Origin of the sequence: Nocardioides sp. LHD-245, assembly GCF_030929495.1 — a bacterium.
In the GTDB taxonomy this organism is placed as follows: domain Bacteria; phylum Actinomycetota; class Actinomycetes; order Propionibacteriales; family Nocardioidaceae; genus Nocardioides.
This window is the reverse complement of the sequence record NZ_JAVFWN010000001.1, coordinates 357,990-379,027: the sequence shown is the minus strand read 5'-3', so window position 1 is coordinate 379,027 and position 21,038 is coordinate 357,990. Positions and strand designations below refer to the sequence as shown.

19 protein-coding genes are annotated in these 21,038 nt (G+C 72.0%); 7 read left to right on the top strand and 12 right to left on the bottom strand.

Annotated elements, in window-relative coordinates:
* Positions 1 to 3: 3 nt before the first annotated feature.
* Positions 4 to 858: an iron uptake transporter permease EfeU gene (gene efeU / locus RB608_RS01745; protein WP_308086055.1), complete on the bottom strand. Its 855-nt coding sequence runs from the start codon at positions 856 to 858 to the stop codon at positions 4 to 6.
* 119 nt (positions 859 to 977) lie between these two features.
* Here efeU and RB608_RS01740 point away from each other — a divergent pair, with 119 nt between their 5' ends.
* The gene (locus tag RB608_RS01740; protein WP_308086054.1) at positions 978 to 1,430 is read left to right on the top strand and encodes a MaoC family dehydratase; all 453 of its coding nucleotides are present in this window, start codon (positions 978 to 980) and stop codon (positions 1,428 to 1,430) included.
* 37 nt (positions 1,431 to 1,467) lie between these two features.
* On the opposite strand, the gene RB608_RS01735 is transcribed toward RB608_RS01740, so the two are convergent.
* Entirely contained in the window at positions 1,468 to 2,112 is a 645-nt protein-coding gene (locus RB608_RS01735; protein WP_308086053.1) for a DsbA family oxidoreductase, read from the bottom strand.
* A 120-nt stretch (positions 2,113 to 2,232) separates the two neighbouring features.
* On the opposite strand from RB608_RS01735, the gene RB608_RS01730 reads away from it, so the two are divergent.
* The 4 genes from RB608_RS01730 to RB608_RS01715 all read left to right on the top strand — a co-directional run bounded on the left by RB608_RS01730 (position 2,233) and on the right by RB608_RS01715 (position 7,600).
* Positions 2,233 to 3,159: an ATP-binding cassette domain-containing protein gene (locus tag RB608_RS01730; RefSeq protein WP_308086052.1), complete on the top strand. Its 927-nt coding sequence runs from the start codon at positions 2,233 to 2,235 to the stop codon at positions 3,157 to 3,159.
* Positions 3,156 to 3,974 (top strand): ABC transporter permease subunit, encoded by an 819-nt coding sequence (locus tag RB608_RS01725; protein WP_308086051.1) that lies wholly within the window; start codon positions 3,156 to 3,158, stop codon positions 3,972 to 3,974. Before RB608_RS01730 ends, RB608_RS01725 begins: the two co-directional genes overlap by 4 nt.
* Before the next feature lie 237 nt (positions 3,975 to 4,211).
* Positions 4,212 to 7,094, top strand: coding sequence for a PKD domain-containing protein (locus RB608_RS01720; RefSeq protein WP_308086050.1), 2,883 nt, complete (start codon positions 4,212 to 4,214; stop codon positions 7,092 to 7,094).
* A gap of 77 nt (positions 7,095 to 7,171) precedes the next feature.
* The gene (locus RB608_RS01715) at positions 7,172 to 7,600 is read left to right on the top strand and encodes an EamA family transporter (RefSeq protein ID WP_392390964.1); all 429 of its coding nucleotides are present in this window, start codon (positions 7,172 to 7,174) and stop codon (positions 7,598 to 7,600) included.
* A gap of 141 nt (positions 7,601 to 7,741) precedes the next feature.
* Here the strand turns inward: RB608_RS01715 and ilvC are convergent, their stop codons facing one another.
* The 5 genes from ilvC to RB608_RS01690 all read right to left on the bottom strand — a co-directional run bounded on the left by ilvC (position 7,742) and on the right by RB608_RS01690 (position 12,742).
* Positions 7,742 to 8,767 (bottom strand): ketol-acid reductoisomerase, encoded by a 1,026-nt coding sequence (ilvC, locus tag RB608_RS01710; protein WP_308086048.1) that lies wholly within the window; start codon positions 8,765 to 8,767, stop codon positions 7,742 to 7,744.
* A 78-nt stretch (positions 8,768 to 8,845) separates the two neighbouring features.
* Positions 8,846 to 9,385: an acetolactate synthase small subunit gene (gene ilvN, locus RB608_RS01705; RefSeq protein WP_308086047.1), complete on the bottom strand. Its 540-nt coding sequence runs from the start codon at positions 9,383 to 9,385 to the stop codon at positions 8,846 to 8,848.
* Positions 9,385 to 11,169, bottom strand: a complete 1,785-nt coding sequence (locus tag RB608_RS01700; protein ID WP_392390954.1) for an acetolactate synthase large subunit — start codon at positions 11,167 to 11,169, stop codon at positions 9,385 to 9,387. Before RB608_RS01700 ends, ilvN begins: the two co-directional genes overlap by 1 nt.
* Positions 11,170 to 11,405: 236 nt before the next feature.
* A complete protein-coding gene (locus RB608_RS01695; protein WP_308086046.1) occupies positions 11,406 to 12,200 on the bottom strand; it encodes a CHAD domain-containing protein in 795 nt (264 codons plus the stop codon).
* A gap of 125 nt (positions 12,201 to 12,325) precedes the next feature.
* Positions 12,326 to 12,742, bottom strand: a complete 417-nt coding sequence (locus tag RB608_RS01690; RefSeq protein ID WP_308086045.1) for a VOC family protein — start codon at positions 12,740 to 12,742, stop codon at positions 12,326 to 12,328.
* A gap of 147 nt (positions 12,743 to 12,889) precedes the next feature.
* Here RB608_RS01690 and RB608_RS01685 point away from each other — a divergent pair, with 147 nt between their 5' ends.
* On the top strand, positions 12,890 to 14,716 hold the full coding sequence (locus tag RB608_RS01685; protein ID WP_308086044.1) for a lipase family protein: 1,827 nt from the start codon (positions 12,890 to 12,892) through the stop codon (positions 14,714 to 14,716).
* Here RB608_RS01685 and RB608_RS01680 read toward each other — a convergent pair.
* The 5 genes from RB608_RS01680 to RB608_RS01660 all read right to left on the bottom strand — a co-directional run bounded on the left by RB608_RS01680 (position 14,713) and on the right by RB608_RS01660 (position 20,496).
* A complete protein-coding gene (locus RB608_RS01680; RefSeq protein ID WP_308086043.1) occupies positions 14,713 to 15,420 on the bottom strand; it encodes a GNAT family protein in 708 nt (235 codons plus the stop codon). The genes RB608_RS01685 and RB608_RS01680 overlap by 4 nt on opposite strands.
* An 18-nt stretch (positions 15,421 to 15,438) precedes the next feature.
* Positions 15,439 to 16,431, bottom strand: coding sequence for a hypothetical protein (locus RB608_RS01675; protein ID WP_308086042.1), 993 nt, complete (start codon positions 16,429 to 16,431; stop codon positions 15,439 to 15,441).
* Positions 16,428 to 17,393 carry a pyridoxamine 5'-phosphate oxidase family protein gene (locus RB608_RS01670; RefSeq protein ID WP_308086041.1) on the bottom strand — a complete coding sequence of 322 codons (966 nt, stop codon included), beginning with the start codon at positions 17,391 to 17,393 and terminating at the stop codon, positions 16,428 to 16,430. Before RB608_RS01670 ends, RB608_RS01675 begins: the two co-directional genes overlap by 4 nt.
* 18 nt (positions 17,394 to 17,411) lie before the next feature.
* The gene (gene ilvD, locus RB608_RS01665; protein ID WP_308086040.1) at positions 17,412 to 19,259 is read right to left on the bottom strand and encodes a dihydroxy-acid dehydratase; all 1,848 of its coding nucleotides are present in this window, start codon (positions 19,257 to 19,259) and stop codon (positions 17,412 to 17,414) included.
* Positions 19,260 to 19,416: 157 nt separating this feature from the next.
* Positions 19,417 to 20,496 (bottom strand): exo-alpha-sialidase, encoded by a 1,080-nt coding sequence (locus tag RB608_RS01660; protein ID WP_308086039.1) that lies wholly within the window; start codon positions 20,494 to 20,496, stop codon positions 19,417 to 19,419.
* A 136-nt stretch (positions 20,497 to 20,632) separates the two neighbouring features.
* Between RB608_RS01660 and RB608_RS01655 the strand changes: the two genes are divergently transcribed.
* A complete protein-coding gene (locus RB608_RS01655; RefSeq protein WP_308086038.1) occupies positions 20,633 to 20,938 on the top strand; it encodes a hypothetical protein in 306 nt (101 codons plus the stop codon).
* Positions 20,939 to 21,038 lie beyond the last annotated feature (100 nt).

The window sequence follows — 21,038 nt, the reverse complement described above, 5'->3', positions numbered from 1 at the left end:
GGATCAGTGCTCCTGAGTCTGGAGGGCGGGCCGGAAGATGCGGGTACGGAAGAGGAAGAGCGCGCCGACCGGGACGACGTACAGCAGCCAGGCGGCCGCCTCGAGCTTCGTCGTGGCGGGCGAGAAGTTGAAGACGCCCTTGAGCAGGGTGCCGTACCAGGAGGACGGCGGTACGAGGTCGGAGACATCGAAGGCCAGGTTGTGCAGGCCCGGCAGGATGCCGGCCTCCTGCAGGTCGTGGATGCCGTAGGCGAGGACGCCGCCGGCGACCACGATCAGGAAGGCGCCGGTCCAGGTGAAGAACACGCTCAGGTTGAGCCGGATCGCGCCGCGGTAGATGAGGTAGCCGAGCGCGACGGCCACCAGGATGCCGAGCAGGGCCCCGAGCAGCGGCTCCCAGGTCGGCGTGACCGCACCGGCGGTCTCACGGGTGCCGGCCTGGGTCGCGGCCCAGAGGAAGAGCGCCGTCTCCAGACCCTCGCGACCGACGGCGAGCATCGCGACGACGGCCAGCGACCAGCGGCCGCCCTCGGCAGCGCGGTCGATCTGGCCGCGCAGCTCGGCACCGAGGCCGCGCGCCGCGGCGGACATCCAGAAGATCATCCAGGTCACGAACGCCACGGCGACCAGGGAGAGGGTGCCGCCGATCGCCTCCTGCGCCTCGAAGGTCAGCCCGCGCGGACCGAAGGTCAACGCCGCGCCGAACGCGAGTGCCACGGTCACGGCGAGCGCGACGCCCGCCCAGATCCGCGGGAGGAGCTCCCGGCGTCCCGACTTCACGAGATAGGCCACCAGGATGCTGACGACCAGCGCGGCCTCGAGGCCCTCACGCAGTCCGATCAGGAAGTTGGCGAGCACAAGCGGCCAATGTACGCCTGTTTGCTTAGCCTGGCCTCACTTGCTTCGACATGACCTGGGTCACAGCGGCGCACTAGGCTGGCCGTCAGGGATTCGAGGAGCGTGCGAAGGAGCCAGACATGCGGGTTTTCACGACGTTCGAGGAGCTGACCGAGGCGGCGGGCACCGATCTCGGGACCAGCGACTGGGTCACCGTCGACCAGCGCCGGGTCAACCAGTTCGCCGACGCGACCGGCGATCATCAGTGGATCCACGTCGACCTCGAGCGCGCCAAGGACGGGCCCTTCGGGGGCACCATCGCCCACGGCTACCTCACGCTCTCCCTGGTGCCGTGGCTCGGCAGCCAGGTGTTCACGCTGCGCACCCCGGGCGCCAAGCTCAACTACGGCGTCAACAAGGTCCGCTTCCCCACGCCCCTGCTGGTCGGCAAGCGGATCCGGCTGCACGTCACTCTCGGCGAGGTCGTCGACATCGCCAGCGGCAAGCAGCTCACGGTGCGCCACACCGTCGAGATCGAGGGCGAGGAGAAGCCGGCCTGCGTGGCCGAGACGGTGGTGCTGTTGCTTGTCTAGGGCCTCCCGCCCAGGCCGCGTGCTCGGGCGCGCAGGCTCAGGCAGACTCGCGCGACTCCCAGGCCTGCGCCAGCGCCTGCTCGAACAGCTCGGTGGGCTGGGCGCCGGAGATGCCGAAGCGGCCGTCGAGGACGAAGAACGGCACCCCGCTGGAGCCGTACGCCCGCGCCTGCGCGACGTCGGCCATCACCTCGTCGCGGAACTCGTCACTGCCGAGCACGCCCTCGACCCGGTCGGCGTCGAGCCCGGCCGCGGCGGCCGCGCGGCGCAGCACGTCGTGGTCGCCCAGGGACTCGCCGCGGGTGAAGTACGCCGCCAGCAGCTCCTCGAGCAGCGCCTGCTGCCGCCCCTCCGCCAGGGCCAGGTGGAGCAGGCGGTGGGCGGTCAGGGTGCGGGCGTGGAGAGCGTCGGCATGGGAGAAGTGCAGGCCCTCCGCGGCGGCGACCTCGTCGGCCCGCGCCATCATCTCCCGGGTGGCCGCCTCGTCGGCGCCGAACTTGCGGCCCAGCACCTGCACCGTCGTCTCGGTGCCGACGTCGGGGGCGAACGGGTCCAGCTCGTAGGAGCGGTAGACCACCTCGACCTCGTCGCGGTGCTCGAACGAGGCGAGCGCCCGCTCCAGCCGGCGCTTGCCGATGTAGCACCACGGACACACGACGTCGGCCCAGATCTCGATACGCACGAGGCTCCAACCCGGCGTACCCCTGATTGCTTCCCCTAGGGGCCGTCGGGGTCGGCTCAGGGGCGGGTCAAGGGATCTGCCCGAAGCGGCGCGGGGGGCCGCGACGACAGGCTTCGGGTCATGATCACCGTCGAGTCCCTCAGCAAGTCGTACGGCAGCTTCGTCGCCGTCGACGACGTCTCCTTCACCGCGCGGCCCGGCCGCGTCACCGGCTTCCTCGGGCCCAACGGCGCCGGCAAGTCCACCACCATGCGGGTGATGGTCGGCCTGACCGCCCCCGGCACCGGCGAGGTCCGGCTCCTCGGACGCCGGTTCGCCGACCTGCCCGACCCGGGGCGCGAGGTCGGCGTCCTGCTGGACGCCTCGGCCCAGCACGCCGGGCGTACCGGGCGGGAGATCCTCACCATCGCCGCCCTCACCATGGGCCTGCCCCGCGCCCGGGTCGACGAGATGCTGGAGCGGGTCAGCCTGACGCCCGACGAGGCCAGTCGTCGGGTCCGCAACTACTCCCTCGGCATGCGGCAACGGCTCGGCATCGGCACGGCGCTGCTCGGCAACCCCGAGGTACTGATCCTCGACGAGCCCGCCAACGGCCTCGACCCCGCCGGCATCCGCTGGATGCGCGACCTGCTGCGCGACTTCGCCGACCAGGGCGGCACCGTGCTGCTGTCCTCGCATCTGCTGCACGAGATCGAGGTCGTCGCCGACGACCTGGTCGTCATCGGCAACGGCCGGATCGTCGCGCAGGGCACCAAGGAGGAGCTGCTGGCCGGTGCCGGCACCCTGGTGCGCGCGGCCGATGGCGCGGCGCTCGCGACCGCGCTCGGTGCCGCCGGCATCACCGCGCGTCCGACGTCCGGCGGCGCGGTGCTCGCCGAGGCCGACCTGACCCGGGTCGGCCAGACCGCCTTCGCCGCCGGCATCGCCGTCACCGAGCTCCGGGCCGCCGACGGGGCGGGCCTGGAGGAGATGTTCCTGGCCCTGACCGCCGAGAGCCAGCGCGAGACCGTCAACCACACCTCGACCACCGAAGGAGCAGCGGCATGACCGCCACGACCGTCGACGCCGTCCCGGACGTCGCCACCACCGCCACCCGGACCCGTCCCGCGCCGGCTCCGACGCCCTTCCGGCGGGTGCTGCGCGTCGAGCTGCGCAAGATGTTCGACACCAGGTCCGGCTTCTGGCTGATGGCCAGCATCGTGATCCTCTCGGTGATCGCGACCGGGGCCACGATCATCTTCGGTGATCGCGACACGCTCAGCTTCGAGGACTTCGCCGCCGCGATCGGCTCCCCCATGTCGATCGTGCTGCCGATCATCGGTGTGCTCGCGGTGACCAGCGAATGGAGCCAGCGCACCGCGCTGACGACCTTCACGCTCGTCCCCCACCGGAGCCGGGTGCTCGGCGCCAAGCTGGTCAACACCCTCGCCATCGGTGCGGTCTCCATGTTCGTCGCGCTCGGTGTCGGTGCCCTCGGCAACCTGCTCACGGCCGTGATCAGCGGGTCGGACACGCAGTGGGACATCAGCCTCGGCGCGTTCTCGCAGATCGTGCTGGCCAACGAGCTCGGCATGCTGCTCGGCTTCGCGCTCGGACTGCTCTTCCGCAGCTCCCCCGCCGCGATCGTCGGCTACTTCGTGATGAACCTGGTGCTGCCCGGCCTGTCCGGTGCGCTCGGCGCCGCCCAGGAGTGGTGGGCCGACAACTCCGGCTGGTTCGACCCCAACGAGTCGCGCTTCCTGCTCTTCGACGGCGGCCTCGGCGGCCAGGAGTGGGCTCAGCTCGCCGTGACCTCGGCCCTGTGGATCGCGCTGCCGTTGCTCATCGGGACGCGGCTGGTGCTCCGCTCCGAGGTCAAGTAGCCCCACCCGGCTCAGACTTAACCGCAGGGTGCACCGACCCGGCGCAGATTGAACTTTCGAAAGTTCAATCTGCGCCGGGTCAGTTCGACTTCGGGTTCAGTCTGAGCCGGGTCGGCGCCATCTCGGGTTCAGTCTGAGCCGGGTCGATGGGGTAGATGCCCAAGATGGGTGAGTCGCGCGCCACGGGATCGTGTCACCGTCGGATGTCGTCTCGGGCCGAGCAACCTGGGGAGCACCGTGCGCCGACACCGTCAGATCCGGATCCAGTTGGCGGTCCTGCTGACCGCGGCCGCCACCGCCCTGACCCTGGTCACGAGCGGCGGGCCACCCGCCCTGGCGCAGCCGGCCCACCAGCCGCTCATCCCGTCCGTGGTGCCGGCGACCACGCCGAACATCCTCGACGGCAGGACCCTGGCGATCGCCGAGGTCGGGCGCAAGGTGTTCGTGGGCGGCACCTTCACCGTGACGCAGAACCCCGGCACGAGCGCACCGCTACCGACGCCGTACCTCTTCGCCTATGACCGGGTCACGGGCGTCGTCGACCCGACCTTCGTGCCCGCCCTGGACGGCAGCGTCAACGCACTCGTGCCGTCCGCCGACGGCACGGCGCTCTACGTCGCCGGCACCTTCAAGCTGGCCGGCACGGCCAAGGTCCGCAACATCATCAAGATCGACACGAACACCGGCGCGCTGGTCACCGCCTTCAAGAACCCCAGCCCCAACGGCGGGATCCTCGACATCGCGCTGGTCGGGAACCGGCTGCTGCTGGCAGGCAGCTTCACGACGGTGGCCACGCTGCCCCGGGCCGGCCTGGCCTCGCTGGACGCGACGACGGGCGCGGTCGACGACTACCTGAAGGTCGCGGTCGACACCAACCACAACTGGCCCTCCGGTACGGCGAAGGCGCCGGTCGGCGTCGCCAAGCTGGCCGCCAGCCCGGACGGCTCCCGGGTGGTCGCGATCGGCAACTTCAAGCACGCCGACGGCCTCGACCGCGATCAGGTCATGCTGATCCGGCTCGGTGCCGACAACGCGTACGTCGATCCCGACTGGAAGACGTTGCGCTACACCCCGGCCTGCCAGAAGAACGCCTTCGACTCCTACATGCGCGACGTCGACTTCTCCCCCGACGGCGCCTACTTCGTGATCGCGACCAGCGGGGCCGGCTACAACGGCACGCTGTGCGACTCCGCGGCCCGCTTCGACGTCGCCGTCACCGGGCAGGCCGTCGAGCCCACCTGGCAGGCCGCGACCGGCGCGGACTCGCTGCTCTCGGTCGCCGTCGCCGACAACGCCGTCTACGTCGGCGGGCACCAGAAGTGGATGAATGCCATCCAGAGCGGCTCCGACGAGCAGGCCGGGCAGGTGCCGCGTCCCGGCCTCGCGGCACTCGACCCGCAGAACGGCGTACCGCTCTCGTGGAACCCGGGCCGGCACCCCCGCGGCGTCGGTGCCGAGGAGCTGCTCGCGACCGACAACGGCCTCTACGTCGGCAGTGACACGCAGTACGTCGGCAACAGCCAGTACCGCCGTGAGCGGCTCGCCTTCTTCCCCGTGGAGGGCGGCTCCGCACCGGTCGCCCAGGCCGATCCGGTCCTCCCCCGCAGCCTGTACCGCCTGTCCGGCACGACCGTCACGGCTCGCCAGTTCACCGGCAGCTCCGCGACCCCGCCCACAACGGTGACCACGACGGGTGGGGGCAACTGGAGCAACGCGCGCGGCGCGTTCATGATCGGCTCGAGGCTGGTCTACGGATGGACCGACGGCAAGCTGCACCACCGCACGTTCGACGGCACGGCGTTCGGCCCCGACACCGTGATCGACCCCTACAACGACCCGCTGTGGAGCACGGTGACCACGAGCGGCGGATCGCAGACCTACCGTGGCCGCGTGCCCGGGCTGTACGGGCAGATGTCCTCGGTGACCGGCCTCGCGTACGCCGACGGGCGCCTCTACTACACCCGCCAACTGCAGGGGAAGGTGTTCTGGCGGTGGTTCTCGCCGGAGAGCATGGTCCTCGGCGCGCAGGAGTTCACGGTGGCGTCGTCGACCTTCCCGCTGCTCCAGGACGTCCGCAACCTGGTGTATGCCGACGGGCAGCTGTGGGCCGGCATGTCGACCAACCAGCTCTGGCGCCTGCCGGTCACCGACGGCGTGGTCGGCGGCTCGTGGACCCGCGTGAGCGGCACCGGGATCGACGCGAGCCCCCAGTGGTCCAGCGGCACCATGTTCCTCGGGCCGCTCGCCAACCTGGCGCCGACGGCATCCTTCGCCAGCTCCTGCTCCGGGCAGACATGCGCCTTCGACGGCCGGGCGTCCGGCGACGAGGACGGCACCGTGACGTCGTACGCCTGGACGTTCGGCGACGGTGGCACCGCCACCGGCGCGCGTCCCGACCACGTGTACGCCGCGCCCGGGTCCTACGACGTCACCCTCACCGTCACCGACGACGACGGCGCCACCGGCACCAGCACCCAGCCGGTCGTCATCGAGGGCGGCACCAGTCAGGTCGGGTTCCGCGACGCGACCGGCAAGGTCACGAACGCGACCAGCGTCGCGACGCCCATCCCCGCCACGGTCCAGGCGGGCGACGGCCTGGTCGCCGTCGTCTCGGCGGCCACGACCGCGGTGCCGGCGGCACCACCGGGCTGGACCCAGGTCGGCTCCCCGGCCGCCACGGACGCGCTCACCACCGTCGTCTGGCAGCGGGTCGCGGCGCCGGACGACGCCGGGCGCAACGTCTCGGTCGGCTTCGGCGCCACCGCGGTCAAGGCGAGCCTCGTGGTCCTGGCCTACTCCGGGACGTCCGCGAGCGGCCCGGTGGTCGCGATGGCCGGCAGCGGCGAGACCACCGCGACCACGGCGCACCACAGCCCGGCGGTGACCACCCCGGGAGACTGGGTGGTCACCGTCTGGTCGGACCGCTCGTCCACGACGACAGCCTTCACCGAGCCCGCCGGGTCCACCCTGCGCCAACGGCTGATCGGCGCCGGCGGCGGCCACGTCGACACCCTGGTGGCCGACACCGGCGGTCCGGTCGCGGGCGGCCAGTACGGCGATCAGGTCGCCACCGCCGACGCCGCGGCGAAGGGGACGAGCGTCACGATCGCGCTCCACTGACGTCTCCCTGCGCTAACGTCATTCGTTCCGTGGGTTAGAGCCCACGGAACGAATGACGTTACGGAGCTCCTGTGGACCTGACCTCGACCTGGTGGTTCTGGGCGATCCTGTCGGCGGTGTTCGCCGCGTTGACGGCGATCTTCGCCAAGGTGGGCGTGAAGGAGATCGACTCCGACGTCGCCACCTTCATCCGCACCATCGTGATCCTGCTGACCCTCGGCCTGATCCTGCTGACGCTCGGCAAGTTCCACTCCCCCGGCGAGATCAGCGCCCGGACCTGGGTGTTCCTCGTCCTGTCCGGACTCGCCACCGGAGCGTCCTGGATCTGCTACTTCCGGGCCCTCAAGCTCGGTGACGCGTCGCTCGTCGCACCGGTCGACAAGCTCAGCGTCATCCTGGTCGCGGTCTTCGGCGTCACGCTGCTGGGTGAGCGCCTGTCGGCGCTGCAGTGGGGCGGCGTCGCCCTCGTCGGCGCCGGCGCCGTGCTACTCGTGCTCAGCGGCTGAGCCGTCGCCGGTCCCGGCCCCTGCGTGCGGGCGGGCTCAGCCGACGCCGTGGGTGCCACCCGACGCCGACACCCCCGGCCCTGACGGGTCCGGGGGTGTCGTACGGATGACGTCGCGGCAGGCTCGACTCCGCGAGGAGGGTCAGCGCGCGGCCGAGCCCTCGGTGTAGTCGTCGTCGCTCTGCGCCCACGAGAAGTGCGAGCGCAGGGTCTTGCCGACGGCCTCGATCGGGTGCTGGGCACCCTTCTCGCGCAGCGCCACGAACTCCGGCGCACCGGCGTCCTGGTCGGCGATGAAGCGCTCGGCGAACGCGCCGCTCTGGATGTCGGCGAGGACGGCCTGCATGTTCTCCTTGACGCGCGCGTCGATGACGCGCGGGCCGGAGACGTAGTCGCCGTACTCGGCGGTGTCGGAGACGGACCAGCGCTGCTTGGCGATGCCGCCCTCCCACATCAGGTCGACGATGAGCTTGAGCTCGTGGAGGACCTCGAAGTAGGCGATCTCACCCTGGTAGCCGGCCTCGGTGAGGGTCTCGTAGCCGTACTGGACCAGCTGCGAGACTCCACCGCAGAGGACCGACTGCTCACCGAACAGGTCGGTCTCGGTCTCCTCGGTGAAGGTGGTCTTGATGACGCCGGCGCGGGTGCCACCGATGCCCTTCGCGTAGGACTTCGCGAGATCCCAGGCCTTGCCCGAGGCGTCCTGCTCGACGGCGATGATGTCCGGGATGCCGCGGCCGGCGACGTACTCGCGGCGCACGGTGTGGCCCGGGGCCTTCGGTGCGACGAGGATGACGTCGACGCCGGCCGGGGGCTGGATGTAGCCGAAGCGGATGTTGAAGCCGTGGCCGAAGACCAGGGTGTCGCCCTCGGCGAGCGCCGGCGCGATGTCGTCGGCGTACAGGTGACGCTGCACCTGGTCGGGGGCGAGGATGACGATGACGTCGGCCTCCTCCGCCGCCTCGCGCGGGGTGAGGACCCGCAGGCCCTCCTCCTCGGCCTTGGCGCGGCTCTTCGAGCCCTCCTTGAGGCCGACGCGCACGTCGACGCCGGAGTCGCGCAGGTTCAGCGCGTGGGCGTGGCCCTGGCTGCCGTAACCGATGACGGCGACGTGCTTGCCCTGGATGAGGGACAGGTCGGCGTCGTCGTCGTAGTAGATCTCAGCCACGTCGGGCTTCTCCTTGCTGGTTGGGGCTGGTTGGGCTCGGTGATGATGGTTGGGATGGTGCTGGACTGCGAGAGTGGTTCAGGCGTGGGCGGCCGGCGGGACCGGGACGGCGACGGGCTTGCCGCGCTCCGAGATGGAGCGCGGTCCGCGGCCGATGGCCACCATGCCGGACTGCACGAGCTCGCGGATCCCGAAGGGCTCCAGCACGCGCAGGAAGTCGGCGATCTTGCCGTCGTTGCCGACGATCTGCATGGTGATCGCGTCCGAGGCGACATCGATGACCTTCGCCCGGAAGAGCTGGACGACGTCGAGGACCTCGCCACGGTTCTCGGCGGTGGCACCGACCTTGACGAGCACCAGCTCGCGGGTGACCGACGCGGACGCGTCGAGCTCCACGATCTTGATGACCTCCACCAGCTTGTTGAGCTGCTTGGTCACTTGCTCCAGCGGCGAGGACTCCACGTTGACGACGATGGTCATCCGGGAGATCTCGGCGTGCTCGGTCGGGCCGACCGCGAGGGACTCGATGTTGAAGCCGCGACGGCTGAACAGCGCCGAGATCCGGGCCAGGACGCCGGGCTTGTCCTCGACGAGGACGGACAGGGTGTGCTTCGCCATCAGAGATCGTCCTCGTCGAACTGGGGCGCGAGGTCCCGCGCGTACTTGATGTCGTCGTTGCTGGTGCCGGCGGCGACCATCGGCCACACCATCGCGTCGCGGTGGACCCGGAAGTCGACGACCACGGGGACGTCGTTGATCTCCATCGCCTTGCGGATGGTGGCGTCGACATCGTCGGGCGACTCGCACGCCAGGCCCACGCAGCCGTAGGCGTCGGCGAGCTTGACGAAGTCGGGGATGCGCCGGTCCGGGCCCGTGTGCAGGTCCGTGTTGGAGTAGCGCGAGTTGTAGAACAGGGTCTGCCACTGGCGGACCATGCCCAGCGACTCGTTGTTGATGACCGCCACCTTGATCGGGATGTTGTTGATCGCGCAGGTGGCGAGCTCCTGGTTGGTCATCTGGAAGCAGCCGTCGCCGTCGACCGACCACACGGTCTGGTCGGGCATGGCGACCTTCGCGCCCATCGCCGCCGGGACCGAGAAGCCCATGGTGCCGAGACCACCCGAGTTGATCCAGGTGTTGGGGCGCTCGTAGCCGACGTAGTGGGCGGCCCACATCTGGTGCTGGCCGACGCCCGCGGTGTAGATCGTGTCGGGGCCGGAGATCGCGCCGAGGCGCTCGAGGACGTACTGCGGCGCGAGGCCGCCGTCGGCCGGCCGGTCGTAGCCCAGCGGGTACTTCTGCTTCACCCCGGCGCAGAAGGCCACCCAGCCCTCGTAGTCGCCGGTGTTGCCGGCCTCCTGCTCGGTGCGCAGGGTGGTGACCAGGTCGACCAGCACCTCACGGACGTCACCCACGATCGGCACGTCGGCGAAGCGGTTCTTGCCGATCTCGGCGGGGTCGATGTCGGCATGGATGACCTTCGCGCCGGGCGCGAACGAGTCGAGGTTGCCGGTGACTCTGTCGTCGAAGCGGGCGCCGAGGCTGATGATCAGGTCGCTCTTCTGCAGCGCCGCGACCGCCGCCACGGTGCCGTGCATGCCGGGCATGCCGAGGTGCTGGGGGTGGCTGTCGGGGAACGCGCCGCGCGCCATCAGCGTCGTGATCACCGGGATGCCGGTGAGCTCGGCGAGGGCCAGCAGCTCCTTGGACGCGCCGGAGCGGATGGTGCCGCCGCCGACGTAGAGGACCGGCTTGCGGGACTCGAGGATCAGCCGCGCCGCCTCGCGGATCTGCTTGGCGTGCGGCCGGGTCACCGGGCGGTAACCCGGCAGGTTGAGCTGCGTGGGCCACCGGAACGACGTGGTGGACTGCAGCGCCGACTTGGTGACGTCGACCAGGACCGGACCCGGCCGCCCCGTCGAGGCGATGTGGAACGCCTCGGCGACCTTGGTCGGGATCTCCGCGGGGTCGGTCACGAGGAAGCTGTGCTTGGTGATCGGCATCGTGATGCCGCGGATGTCCGCCTCCTGGAAGGCGTCGGTGCCGATCAGCGAGGCGCCGACCTGGCCGGTGATGGCGACCAGCGGGAGCGAGTCCATGTGGGCGTCCGCGAGCGGCGTGACCAGGTTGGTCGCGCCCGGGCCGGAGGTCGCCATGCACACGCCGACCCTGCCCGAAGCGGCGGCGTACCCCTGGGCGGCGTGGCCCGCGCCCTGCTCGTGACGAACCAGGATGTGGCGGATGCTGCTGTCCATCAGCGGGTCGTACGCCGGGAGGATCGCGCCGCCCGGGATGCCGAAGATGTCGGTGACACCGGCTGCCTCGAGGGACCGGACCAGGCTCTGTGCTCCGGTGATGCCCTCTGCCTGGGAATCGGCGCCCGAGGCCTGCTGCTCACTCATCCGAGTCGTTCCTTGTCTCTGCTGTGGTGGCTACGTCGTACTCAACAAAAAACCCCTCGGTTGCTGGGCAACGAGGGGTGGACGCGCTGGCGTTCGTCTGACGGAAGTCCTGGTCAGGCTCAGCTGGCGCGTCCGGAGGGTACGAGAATCAGGTCAAGCATGGACTCACCGTAGCCGCCGCACGTCGTGCCGTCGAACCAGTGTCGCACTTCGTCCCAGATCGCAAGACGCCGGTCTCAGATTCCGTCCACGGCGCGGAGGGCCGCGAGCGCCTCCGGAAGGCCGTCGAGCGCCCGGCTCGCGGACGCCTCGACGCGGGCGACGACGACCGCCGGCGCGCCGGCCGACCAGAGGTGCCCGGCGAGCAGGAGAGCGTCGCGGTGATCGCCGAGCCGGCCCTGGATGTCCTTGCCCAGCCGGCCCGGCCGCGCCGCCTCGTCGGTGCCCACCGCATCCGCGACGTGGCGCAGCCGGCGCGCCGCCTTGCGGACCTCGTGCGACGTCTCGCCCTCCGCCGCGCGATCGAGGACCCGCCGGATCTCGCGTCGCAGGACCCGCCCTGCCTCCGTGGCGGCCGGTCGGTCGGCACGCGAGGTCAGCGGCACGCTCCGCGCCCAGTCGCGCAGCAGACGATCGAGGGCGGTGGCGTCCGGTGTGGCGTGCCACTCGACCAGGACCGCGTGGGCGCCGTCGTGGGCGGCCACGAGCGGGGCGACGAGGACCGGCTCCAGGTCGGGACGCCCGACCTGCGCCAGCACCCGCCGACAGTCCTCCGCCCGCACCTCCAGGTCGCGCCCGGCGCCCAGCAGCGCGCCGTACGACGCCAGGCGGTCGCGCAGCAGGCGGGCCGGCCGCTTCTCGACGTAGCCCCCGAAGGCGGCCAGCACGTTGCGGAGCCGGCGGACCGACGTGCGCAGGCGGTGGACCGCGTCGGGCTCGTCGGCGAGCGCCGGTCCCCGTCCGCCGCGGAGATCGGCGAGCAGGCCGCCGACGACGTCGGTCAGCAGCTCGCTTGCCGGAGCGTCGGCCACATCTCCCAGTGTGGACGGACACCACCCCCGCAGCGAGTCAACGGAAGCGAGCCGGACTGGCCCGGTCGCGCGGCGTCAGGTGGGCGAGCTGGTCGCCTGGCTCACGGCGCACCGGTGCTCCAGGCTCAGGGCAGCACCACCTCTCCCACCGGACCCGGGTTGAAGGCGATCTCCCACCGGTAGCCGTCGGGATCGGCGAAATAGCCGGAGTAGCCACCCCAGTCGCGCTGCTCGGCCGGGTGCACCAACGACGCGCCGGCCGCGCGCGCCGCCTCGAGCACCTCGTCGACGCCCGCCGGTGTCGGCAGGTTGTGGGCGATGGTCAGCGGGGCGACGCCGGGGCCGGTCATCGTCGCTCCGACCTCCGCCTCGAAATGGCTGCGCTCCCACAACGACAGGACCAGGAGCTGGCCCGCCTTGAACATCAACACCTCGCCCGGCACGTCGAGCTCGGGCGTCCAGCCGAGACCGTCGCGGTAGAAGCGCCGGCTGGCGTCGAGGTCGTCCACCGCCAGGGTGAGGAAGCTGATCCGTTGATCCATGGGTCGACTCAAGCAGCACCCTCCGACAGGGGCCGCGACCACCCTCGACCGTTGTGGAGAACTTACTCCCGCGTCGTACGTCCGCCCTGCTCGGACCGCCGGTCCTGGCCGTGGCCGCTGACCCGGGCGGACCACTAGGTTCGTCCCGTGACGACCGGCCCCACCGAGCCCGCAGCCCCACCGTCCCGCTCCCGCTTCCGGGCCGCTCCCTGGCTGGTCGCCGGCGCGCCCCGCGGGGTGCTCGCCGTCGTCGGTGCCGTGCTGCTCGCCCTCGGGCTGTTCCTGTTCGTCCGGCCGCTGACCGCGGTCGGGTTCCTGGGGATCTACCTAGCGGTGAGCTGTCTGCTGTCCGGCCTCGCCGAGCTCGCCGACCGCACCCACGAACAGGACGGGCAGGACGGGCGGGAGGGTGCCGACCGGTTCCGGGTCGCCACCGGCGTCTGGTGGCTGCTCGCCGGCCTCACCGGGCTGGCGTGGTGGGGCCGCGACGTCGACCTCTTCGCCCCGGCCGCCGGCGTGGTCCTGCTGGTCTCCGGTGGTCTCGCCGTGCTCCGCCTCGCCCGGGGCCGGACCTGGACCCTCGCGGTGGGCGCGCTGGTCGGCCTCGCCGAGATCCTGTTCGGCGTCCTCGCCCTGACCTGGCCCGACGCGACCCTGATCGTGGTCGGCATCCTGTTCGGCGGGCGGACGGCCGTCTTCGGCACGTCCCTCCTCGTCCGCGGGCTGCTCGGCCCCCGTCGACGCGTCCCCGGTCCGCCCGGTCGCGCCCGGACCGTCCTGCGGGTCGTGCTGGCCACCGCCGTCCTGGCGGCGGCGGTCGGGACCGCGTGGGTCAGCCACACCCTGCGCGACGGGGCGCCCGTGCTCGACGGGTTCTACGACACTCCCGCGGCGCTGCCGGACGAGCCGGGCGTGCTGATCCGCACCGCGCCGTACGACGGCGACCTGCCGCGGGGCATGACCGGCACCCGGATCTACTACACGACCACCGACGCGGACGGGGAGGTCATCCCCAGCACCGGCGTCCTCGCCGTGCCGGAGCGGGCCACGGGGCCGTTGCCCCTCGTCACCTGGGCCCACGGCACGGTGGGCATCGCCCGCGCCTGTGCGCCGTCCACGGGCCCGGACGTCCTCACGCCCGATCACCAGCCCGGCGCCGACCGTCTCGCCGAGCTCGGCTGGGCATTCGTGTCGAGCGACTACCCGGGGATGGGCGCCGAGGGCGCCACGCCGTATCTCGTCGGTGAGGGCGAGGGCCGCGCCGTCCTCGACGCGGCCCGCGCCGCCGGACAGGTCGAGGGGGTGGAGCTCGACGGGCGGACGGTGGTCTGGGGACACTCCCAGGGCGGTCACGGCGCCCTGTGGGCGGGACAGCTCGCACCGTCGTACGCGCCCGACCTCGACGTCGTGGGCACGGCCGCGCTGTCGCCCGCCAGCAACCCGCGGGCCATCGCCGACCGCGTGGCCGCGCGTCCCGGCGCGCTGGGCGCGAGCCTGGGCATCGCCTTCGTGGCCCAGGCGTACGCCGACTACTACGCCGACCTCAGCCTGACCGATGCTGCGCCGCCATCGGCGCGGACGCTGATCCGGGAGGCGGCCTCGCGCTGCACCGGCGAGGGCGGCACGCTCGTCACCATCCTCACCGGGCTCTCGGTCGCCCGCGACACCCCGCTGATCCGGTCGGGCGCGCTCGACGGCCGGTTCGGTCGACGCCTGGAGGAGAACATCCCGGCCGGGCCGTGGGCGGCGCCGCTCTTCGTCGGACAGGGCGAGCAGGACGAGGTCATCGCGTTCCGGATCAACCAGGACTACGTCGCGGACCTGTGCGCCCAGGGCATCGACGTCGAGTTCCACGGCTACCCGGGCGGCACCCACATGAGCGTGCTGAAGGCGGGCTCGGCGCTCGACGACGACGTCGTCGCCTGGACCCAGGACCGCCTCGCCGGGCGGCCGGCGCGGCCGAACTGTCCCTAGCCGACGAGGTCCAGGCTGCGGCGCTGACGCCCCGCGTCGTCGAAGTTCGCGGGGTCCAGCCACCGCTCGTGAGCGGAGCGCACGGCCGGCCACTCGGTGTCGATGACGGAGAACCAGTCCGTGTCGCGGTTGCGGCCCTGGGTGACCATGTGATTGCGGAACCGGCCCTCCTCGACGAACCCGAGCCGCCGCGCCGCCCGGCGCGAGGGCTCGTTGCGGCTGTCGCACTTCCACTCGAAGCGCCGGTAGCCGAGCTCGTCGAACGCATGCCGCATCATCAGGTGGATCGCCTCGGTCGCGGCACGGGTGCGCTGGAGAGCGCGGCCGAAGAGGACGCCGCCGACCTCGACCTGACCGTGGGCCGGCTCGATCCTGAGGTACGACGCGATGCCGGCCGCCGTGCCCGCCGCCTCGCCCTCCAGCGGGACGAGCGCGAAGGTCACCAGCGCCGGGTCATCGAGGTGCGCGGCAAGGTGCATCCACAGCTCCGGCAGCGAGGCCGGCCGCGGGATCGGCCGGTAGGTCCACAGATCGGCGTCGCCGTCGCCGCAGGTCGCGGCGAAGAGCTCGGCGTAGCGCGCGGAGGACAGCGGTTCCACGGCGACGTAGCGGCCCTGCAGCACGACCGGCTCCGGCCGCGGCCGGTGCTCCCAGCCGGGCACCGGCTCGCCGACGCCCTGGCCGTGCTCGTTGGTCGCGCCCATCGTCGTCGCTCGCTCCGCTCACTGGTAGGACACGAACCGCACGCGCGGCCGGATCTGGTGGACGGCCTTCGCGCCCATCCGGTGGACGTCCTCGTCGTAGAACAGCTTGAAGCCCATGGCGAAGATGTCGGGCCGGGCGACGGCGCGGTAGGTGTCGAGCTTCTGGCCACGGGTGCCGAAGCCGTCGACGTGCTGAATCAGCTGCAGGCCGTCGCGCGGCTCGATCCGCCCGATGTGGCGCACCATCGAGGTGCGGAACTGGTGGACGATGAACAGCTTCTCGGGCAGGTCGTGGGCGACGACGAGGTCCGAGAGCCAGGCGCTGGTCCGGTTGACCTCACCCGCGCCGACGCCGCCGATCACGCGCCCCGGCACCTGGTGGCGCCGCATCCGCCACTCCGGGTCGATGGCCAGCCCGACGTGCGGCTCCTCGAGCGCCCACGACCAGCGCCGCGCCACCGTCAGGAAGTCGGAGCGGCCGGTCTGGATGTCGAGGACCAGCAGCGCGCCGAGCTCACGGGCCGCCTCGACGTACCGGCGGACCTGAGCCTTGCGGACGTCGTGGCTGAAATCGCCGTCCTTGCCCGGGTGGGCGTCGGCGATGCTGACGATCAGCTCGAACACCGGGCGCACCGGGCGTCCCGGGCGCTCGAACGGGCCGGCCGCCCGCAGCAGCCGCCGGAAGGCCCTCCGCGGCGAGGTCTCGCCGAGGACGCCGAGGGCACCGGTGCCGGGCGTGCCGTAGTAGGCCACGAGCATCCCGCGGTCCGGCAGCACCCGCTCGGCCTGCCAGCGGGCCGTGCCGTCGCCGAGCGCCGGCGGCCCGGGTGGAGCGGGCGGTGCGGGAGACGCGGGCTGGGCGCCCTGCGGGGACTCCGGAGCCGTCGGGGCGGTCAGCAGCCGCAGCACACCGGAGTCGTCGCGCGCACCGTGCCCGGGGTCGGTGACGGCGGCCAGGATCAGCGCCAGCCCCACGATGACGACCGCGGCGACGCGGTGGGGAGCGCTCACCAACGCCCGCGCAGGTCGGCGTCGGCCGGGGAGGTCACCGGGTCGGTCGTGTCGCGCACGAAGACCGCGGCGATCGAGCCGCCGCGCTCGTCGTACGCGTCGCGGAGGGCCCGCCAGGCGGCGAGGTTCGGGTGGTCGGCCTCGGTGCAGGCCGCGGCCGGGGCGAGGGCGGTGATCGCCTCGTCGAGCTGTTGCGGACTCACCTGGAGCGTCGCGGTCGAGCCGTCGTGCTTGAGGACCGTCGCCAGGACGACGGCCGGCAGACCGTGCATCCCGCCCGGGGCGTTGACATGCCCGAACTCGCCGTCGAGCGCGAGGCCGTAGCCGACCGGCTGCTGCCAGCCCTCGATCTGCTCCCCGAGCCGCACCCGGATCCGGCCCAGCCCCGCGAGCGTCCCCCACTCGTCGAGCGGGTCGAAGTCGTAGGCGGGCAGCCCGTCGATGCTGGTGCGGTTCTTGCGGCGCCGGTAGTCGGCGGAGCCCTCGACCCCCTTGCGACCGAAGTACCGCGGCAGGAGGTCCCGCTCGCCGGCGTAGTCCATGAGCGGTACGCCGTAGCCGCAGGCGTCGGAGATCCGGTCGATGTCGACCACGATCACCGCGCGGGCGCCGGGCAGGTCGTCGAAGCGGGCCGCGAGCGCGGCGTACGCGGCGTCGTAGCGCGTCACCACCCGTCCCCGGCCGTGGAAGCGGACGACATTGGGCGCACCGTCGAACGCGCAGAACATCACGACGATGCGGCCGTTCTCGCGCACGTGGGCGATCGTCTCGCTGCCGCTGCCCGACGTGTCGACCCAGGCGAAGGTGCGGTCGTCGAGAAGACCGAAGGTGCCGGGGATGCCGCGCGGGGACACATTGACGTGACCGTCGTCCGCCAACGGCGCCGTCCCCACGAAGAAGACGTGCTGCCGCTCGACGAAGGCGCGCAGGCGCCCGTCGACCCGCTCGTACACCTTGCCCATGCGCCGGATCAGCCCCGGTCAGTCCGGGACGCGGCGGTAGGCGCCGTCGGAGGCGGCGGTCGCCATCGACGCGTAGGCGCGCAGCGCGGCGGAGACGTAGCGGTCGCGGTCGAGGGGCGTGTAGGGCTTGTCGCGCTTCTCCTGGAGCACCCGGCGCTCGGCGAGGACGTGCTCGTCGACGTCGAGGTGGATGCTCCGGTTGGGGATGTCGATGGAGATCGGGTCACCGTCCTCCACCAGCGCGATCAGGCCGCCACCGGCCGCCTCGGGCGAGACGTGCCCGATCGAGAGGCCGCTCGTGCCGCCGGAGAACCGGCCGTCGGTGATGAGCGCACACGTCGCGCCCAGCCCGCGTCCCTTGAGGAAGGCCGTCGGGTAGAGCATCTCCTGCATGCCGGGGCCGCCCTTGGGGCCCTCGTAGCGGATGACCACGACGTGCCCGGCCTCCACCTTCTTGCCGAGGATGCCCTCGACGGCGGCGTCCTGGGACTCGAAGACGATCGCGGTGCCGTGGAAGACCAGGGCCTCCTCGGCCACGCCGGCGGTCTTGACGACGCAGCCGTCGACGGCGATGTTGCCGCTGAGGATCGCCAGGCCGCCGTCGGCGGAGTAGGCGTGCTCGACGTCGCGGATGCAGCCCTCGGCGGCGTCGGTGTCGAGCGTTCCCCAGCGGTTCTCGGTCGAGAACGGCTCGGTCGTACGGACGCCGCCCGGGGCGGCCTGGAACAGCTCGAGCGCCTCGGCCGACGGCGACTCCCCGCGGATGTCCCACGTGCCGAGCCACTCGTCGAGGTCGGCCGCGTGGACGGAGTGGACGTTCTCGTGGAGCGCCCCGCCGCGGCGCAACTCGCCGAGCAGGGCGGGGATGCCGCCGGCGCGGTGGACGTCCTCCATGTGGAACTTCGGCGAGTTCGGCGCGACCTTGGACAGGCACGGCACCCGTCGCGAGATGGCGTCGATGTCGTGGACGCTGAAGTCGAGCTCGGCCTCGCGAGCGGCCGCCAGCAGGTGCAGCACGGTGTTGGTCGAGCCGCCCATCGCGACGTCGAGCGCGACCGCGTTCTCGAACGCCTCCCGGGTGGCGATATTGCGCGGCAGGACCGACTCGTCGTCGTCCTCGTAGTAGCGGCGGCACAGGTCCATGACGACCCGGCCGGCCTCCTCGAAGAGCGCGCGGCGCTTGGCATGGGTGGCCAGCGTCGAGCCGTTGCCCGGCAGCGACAGCCCGATCGCCTCGGTCAGGCAGTTCATCGAGTTGGCGGTGAACATGCCCGAGCAGGAGCCGCACGTCGGACAGGCGGAGCGCTCGATCACGTCGAGCTGCTCGTCACTGACCGCGTCGTTGGCCGAGGCCGACATCGCGTCGACCAGGTCGAGCTTGCTGTGCACGATGCCCTCGATGGCGGTCGTCTTGCCGGCCTCCATCGGGCCACCGGACACGAAGATGACCGGGATGTTGAGCCGCAGCGCGGCGAGCAGCATGCCGGGGGTGATCTTGTCGCAGTTGGAGATGCACACGATCGCGTCGGCGCAGTGCGCCTGGACCATGTACTCGACCGCGTCGGCGATCAGCTCGCGGCTCGGCAGCGAGTAGAGCATGCCGCCGTGGCCCATCGCGATGCCGTCGTCGACGGCGATGGTGTTGAACTCCTTGGCGACGCCGCCGTTGGCGACGATCGACTCCGCGACGATCTGGCCGACGTTGCGCAGGTGGACGTGACCGGGAACGAACTCGGTGAACGAGTTGGCGATGGCGATGATCGGCTTGCCGAAGTCCGAGTCGGTCATGCCGGTCGCGCGCCACAGGGCACGCGCGCCGGCCATGTTGCGGCCCGAGGTGGACGTCGCGGAACGGAGGGTGGGCATGGACCAAGGCTACGCCTGTGGGCCACGCCACCCGGAGGGATCTCAGCATGAGCCCACCAGTTCGGTGGGATCTCGTCAATGGTGTGGATCGGATGAACCTGGTTGATGCGATCGGCGCCATTGACCGCCAACCGGTGGTTTCAGGATCAGCCCGGCCTCAGAAGGAACCGACCTTGACCGACATGACGTCGGGCAGGTCGGCCACGATCTGCCGCCAGCTCTCGCCGTCGTCGGCCGAGGCCCAGACCGAGCCGTTGCGGGCGCCGAAGTAGAGCCCGGCCGGGTCGTGGGAGTCGACGCCCATGGCGTCGCGCATGACACCGACGTAGAACGCGTCGGGCAGCCCGGCGTCGTACGCCGTCCAGGACTCGCCCGCGTCGTCGGAGCGCCAGACCCGGGCCCGCGCGTCGGGCGGGTAGCGGCGCTCGCCACCGCCGAGAGGGAACACCCAGATCGTGTCGGGCCGGTGCGGGTGGACGACGATCGGGAATCCGAAGTCGCTGGGCAGGCTGTCGCCGATCGAGGTCCACGACCCGCCCTCGTCGTCGGAGCGGTAGACACCGCCGTGGTTCTGGGCGTAGAGCCGCTCGGGCCGCGAGGGGTGGCGGGTCACCTTGTGGACGCACTGGCCGAACTCGGGGTAGCGCTGGTCCTCGGGGAGGAAGTCGGCACGGATGCCCTGGTTGCGCGGCGACCACGAGGCGCCGCCGTCGGTGGTGCGGTAGACGCCGCCGGTCGAGATGGCGACGGTCAGGGACGCCGGGTCGGTGGGGTGCGGGAGCACGGTGTGGAAGGCCTGCCCACCGAAGCCCGCGCCCCACTCGGCGCGGTGAGGGTGGGTCCACAGCGCCTCCTCGAGGGCGAAGCTCGCCCCGCCGTCGCGGGAGGTGAAGACCGCACCCGGCTCGGTGCCGGCGTGCAGGACGCCGTCCTCGGCACCGGGCACGACCTGCCAGATCCGCTCGACGGTGGCGCCCGCCCCTTCGGGGAAGCGCACCGCCCCGTTGGGCGTCTCGTGCCACGTGTCGCCGAGATCGTCGGACCAGCGCAGCTGGGGCCCCAGCCAGCTCGACGAGGCGCCGGCGAACAGCCGTGGCGCCGGGCCGCGGGTGTCGACCAGGCAGGAGTAGACCTCCTCCATGTCGTGATGGGGACCCGTGAACCGCCAGTCCTGCCGGTCCGCCGAGCGGCCCACCCACAGCCCCTTGCGCGTCCCCACCATGAGGATCGTCGTCATCCCAGCCTCCGCTCGTCGTCGTTCCTCCTACTGTGACCCCGGCCACCGCCCGAAGTCATCGCCCGGGGCGCGGCGATTCCTTGAGTCCGTAGCCGCCACGGATGTACGCGCGCGCCGCGCGGGTGAGGCTGGGGTCATGACGACGCTGGTGGCCACCCTGGTCCTCGTCCCCGACCGCAGCGACGAGGTGCTGACCCGACTGCGGAGCGAGGTCGCGCCCTGGCTGCGGCGGCTGCCGGGGTTCGTGACCAGCCGGTGGCTGCTGGCCGCCGACCACGACCGCTGCACGGTCCTCGTGGAGCTGGCCGGCGCCGACGCCGTCCCGGCGCTCGACGCGGCGCTCCGGCCCGGCGTCCACGACACGGCCCGGTCGTGGTGGTGCGAGCGACTCGAGACGGTCGAGGACCTCGGCCTGGCGACCCGCCCCAGCATCACTCTGTGATCCGGCACGAGCTCGTCGTCGCTTCGCTCCGCCGCGCTGCCGCGCACGCCGTCGAGTCCGGCGGATGGTCAGATTCGCATGGCGGCAACACCGCCGGCTC

What these genes read in the sequence shown, in the direction of transcription:
- RB608_RS01740 (WP_308086054.1), top strand. Translation starts at nt 978, where the DNA reads ATGCGGGTTTTCACGACGTTCGAGGAGCTGACCGAGGCGGCGGGCACC.
- RB608_RS01730 (WP_308086052.1), top strand. Translation starts at nt 2,233, where the DNA reads ATGATCACCGTCGAGTCCCTCAGCAAGTCGTACGGCAGCTTCGTCGCC.
- RB608_RS01725 (WP_308086051.1), top strand. Translation starts at nt 3,156, where the DNA reads ATGACCGCCACGACCGTCGACGCCGTCCCGGACGTCGCCACCACCGCC.
- ilvN (WP_308086047.1), bottom strand. Translation starts at nt 9,385, where the DNA reads ATGGCGAAGCACACCCTGTCCGTCCTCGTCGAGGACAAGCCCGGCGTC.
- RB608_RS01700 (WP_392390954.1), bottom strand. Translation starts at nt 11,169, where the DNA reads ATGAGTGAGCAGCAGGCCTCGGGCGCCGATTCCCAGGCAGAGGGCATC.
- RB608_RS01690 (WP_308086045.1), bottom strand. Translation starts at nt 12,742, where the DNA reads ATGGATCAACGGATCAGCTTCCTCACCCTGGCGGTGGACGACCTCGAC.
- RB608_RS01680 (WP_308086043.1), bottom strand. Translation starts at nt 15,420, where the DNA reads ATGGGCGCGACCAACGAGCACGGCCAGGGCGTCGGCGAGCCGGTGCCC.
- RB608_RS01670 (WP_308086041.1), bottom strand. Translation starts at nt 17,393, where the DNA reads ATGGGCAAGGTGTACGAGCGGGTCGACGGGCGCCTGCGCGCCTTCGTC.
- ilvD (WP_308086040.1), bottom strand. Translation starts at nt 19,259, where the DNA reads ATGCCCACCCTCCGTTCCGCGACGTCCACCTCGGGCCGCAACATGGCC.
- RB608_RS01660 (WP_308086039.1), bottom strand. Translation starts at nt 20,496, where the DNA reads ATGACGACGATCCTCATGGTGGGGACGCGCAAGGGGCTGTGGGTGGGC.
- RB608_RS01655 (WP_308086038.1), top strand. Translation starts at nt 20,633, where the DNA reads ATGACGACGCTGGTGGCCACCCTGGTCCTCGTCCCCGACCGCAGCGAC.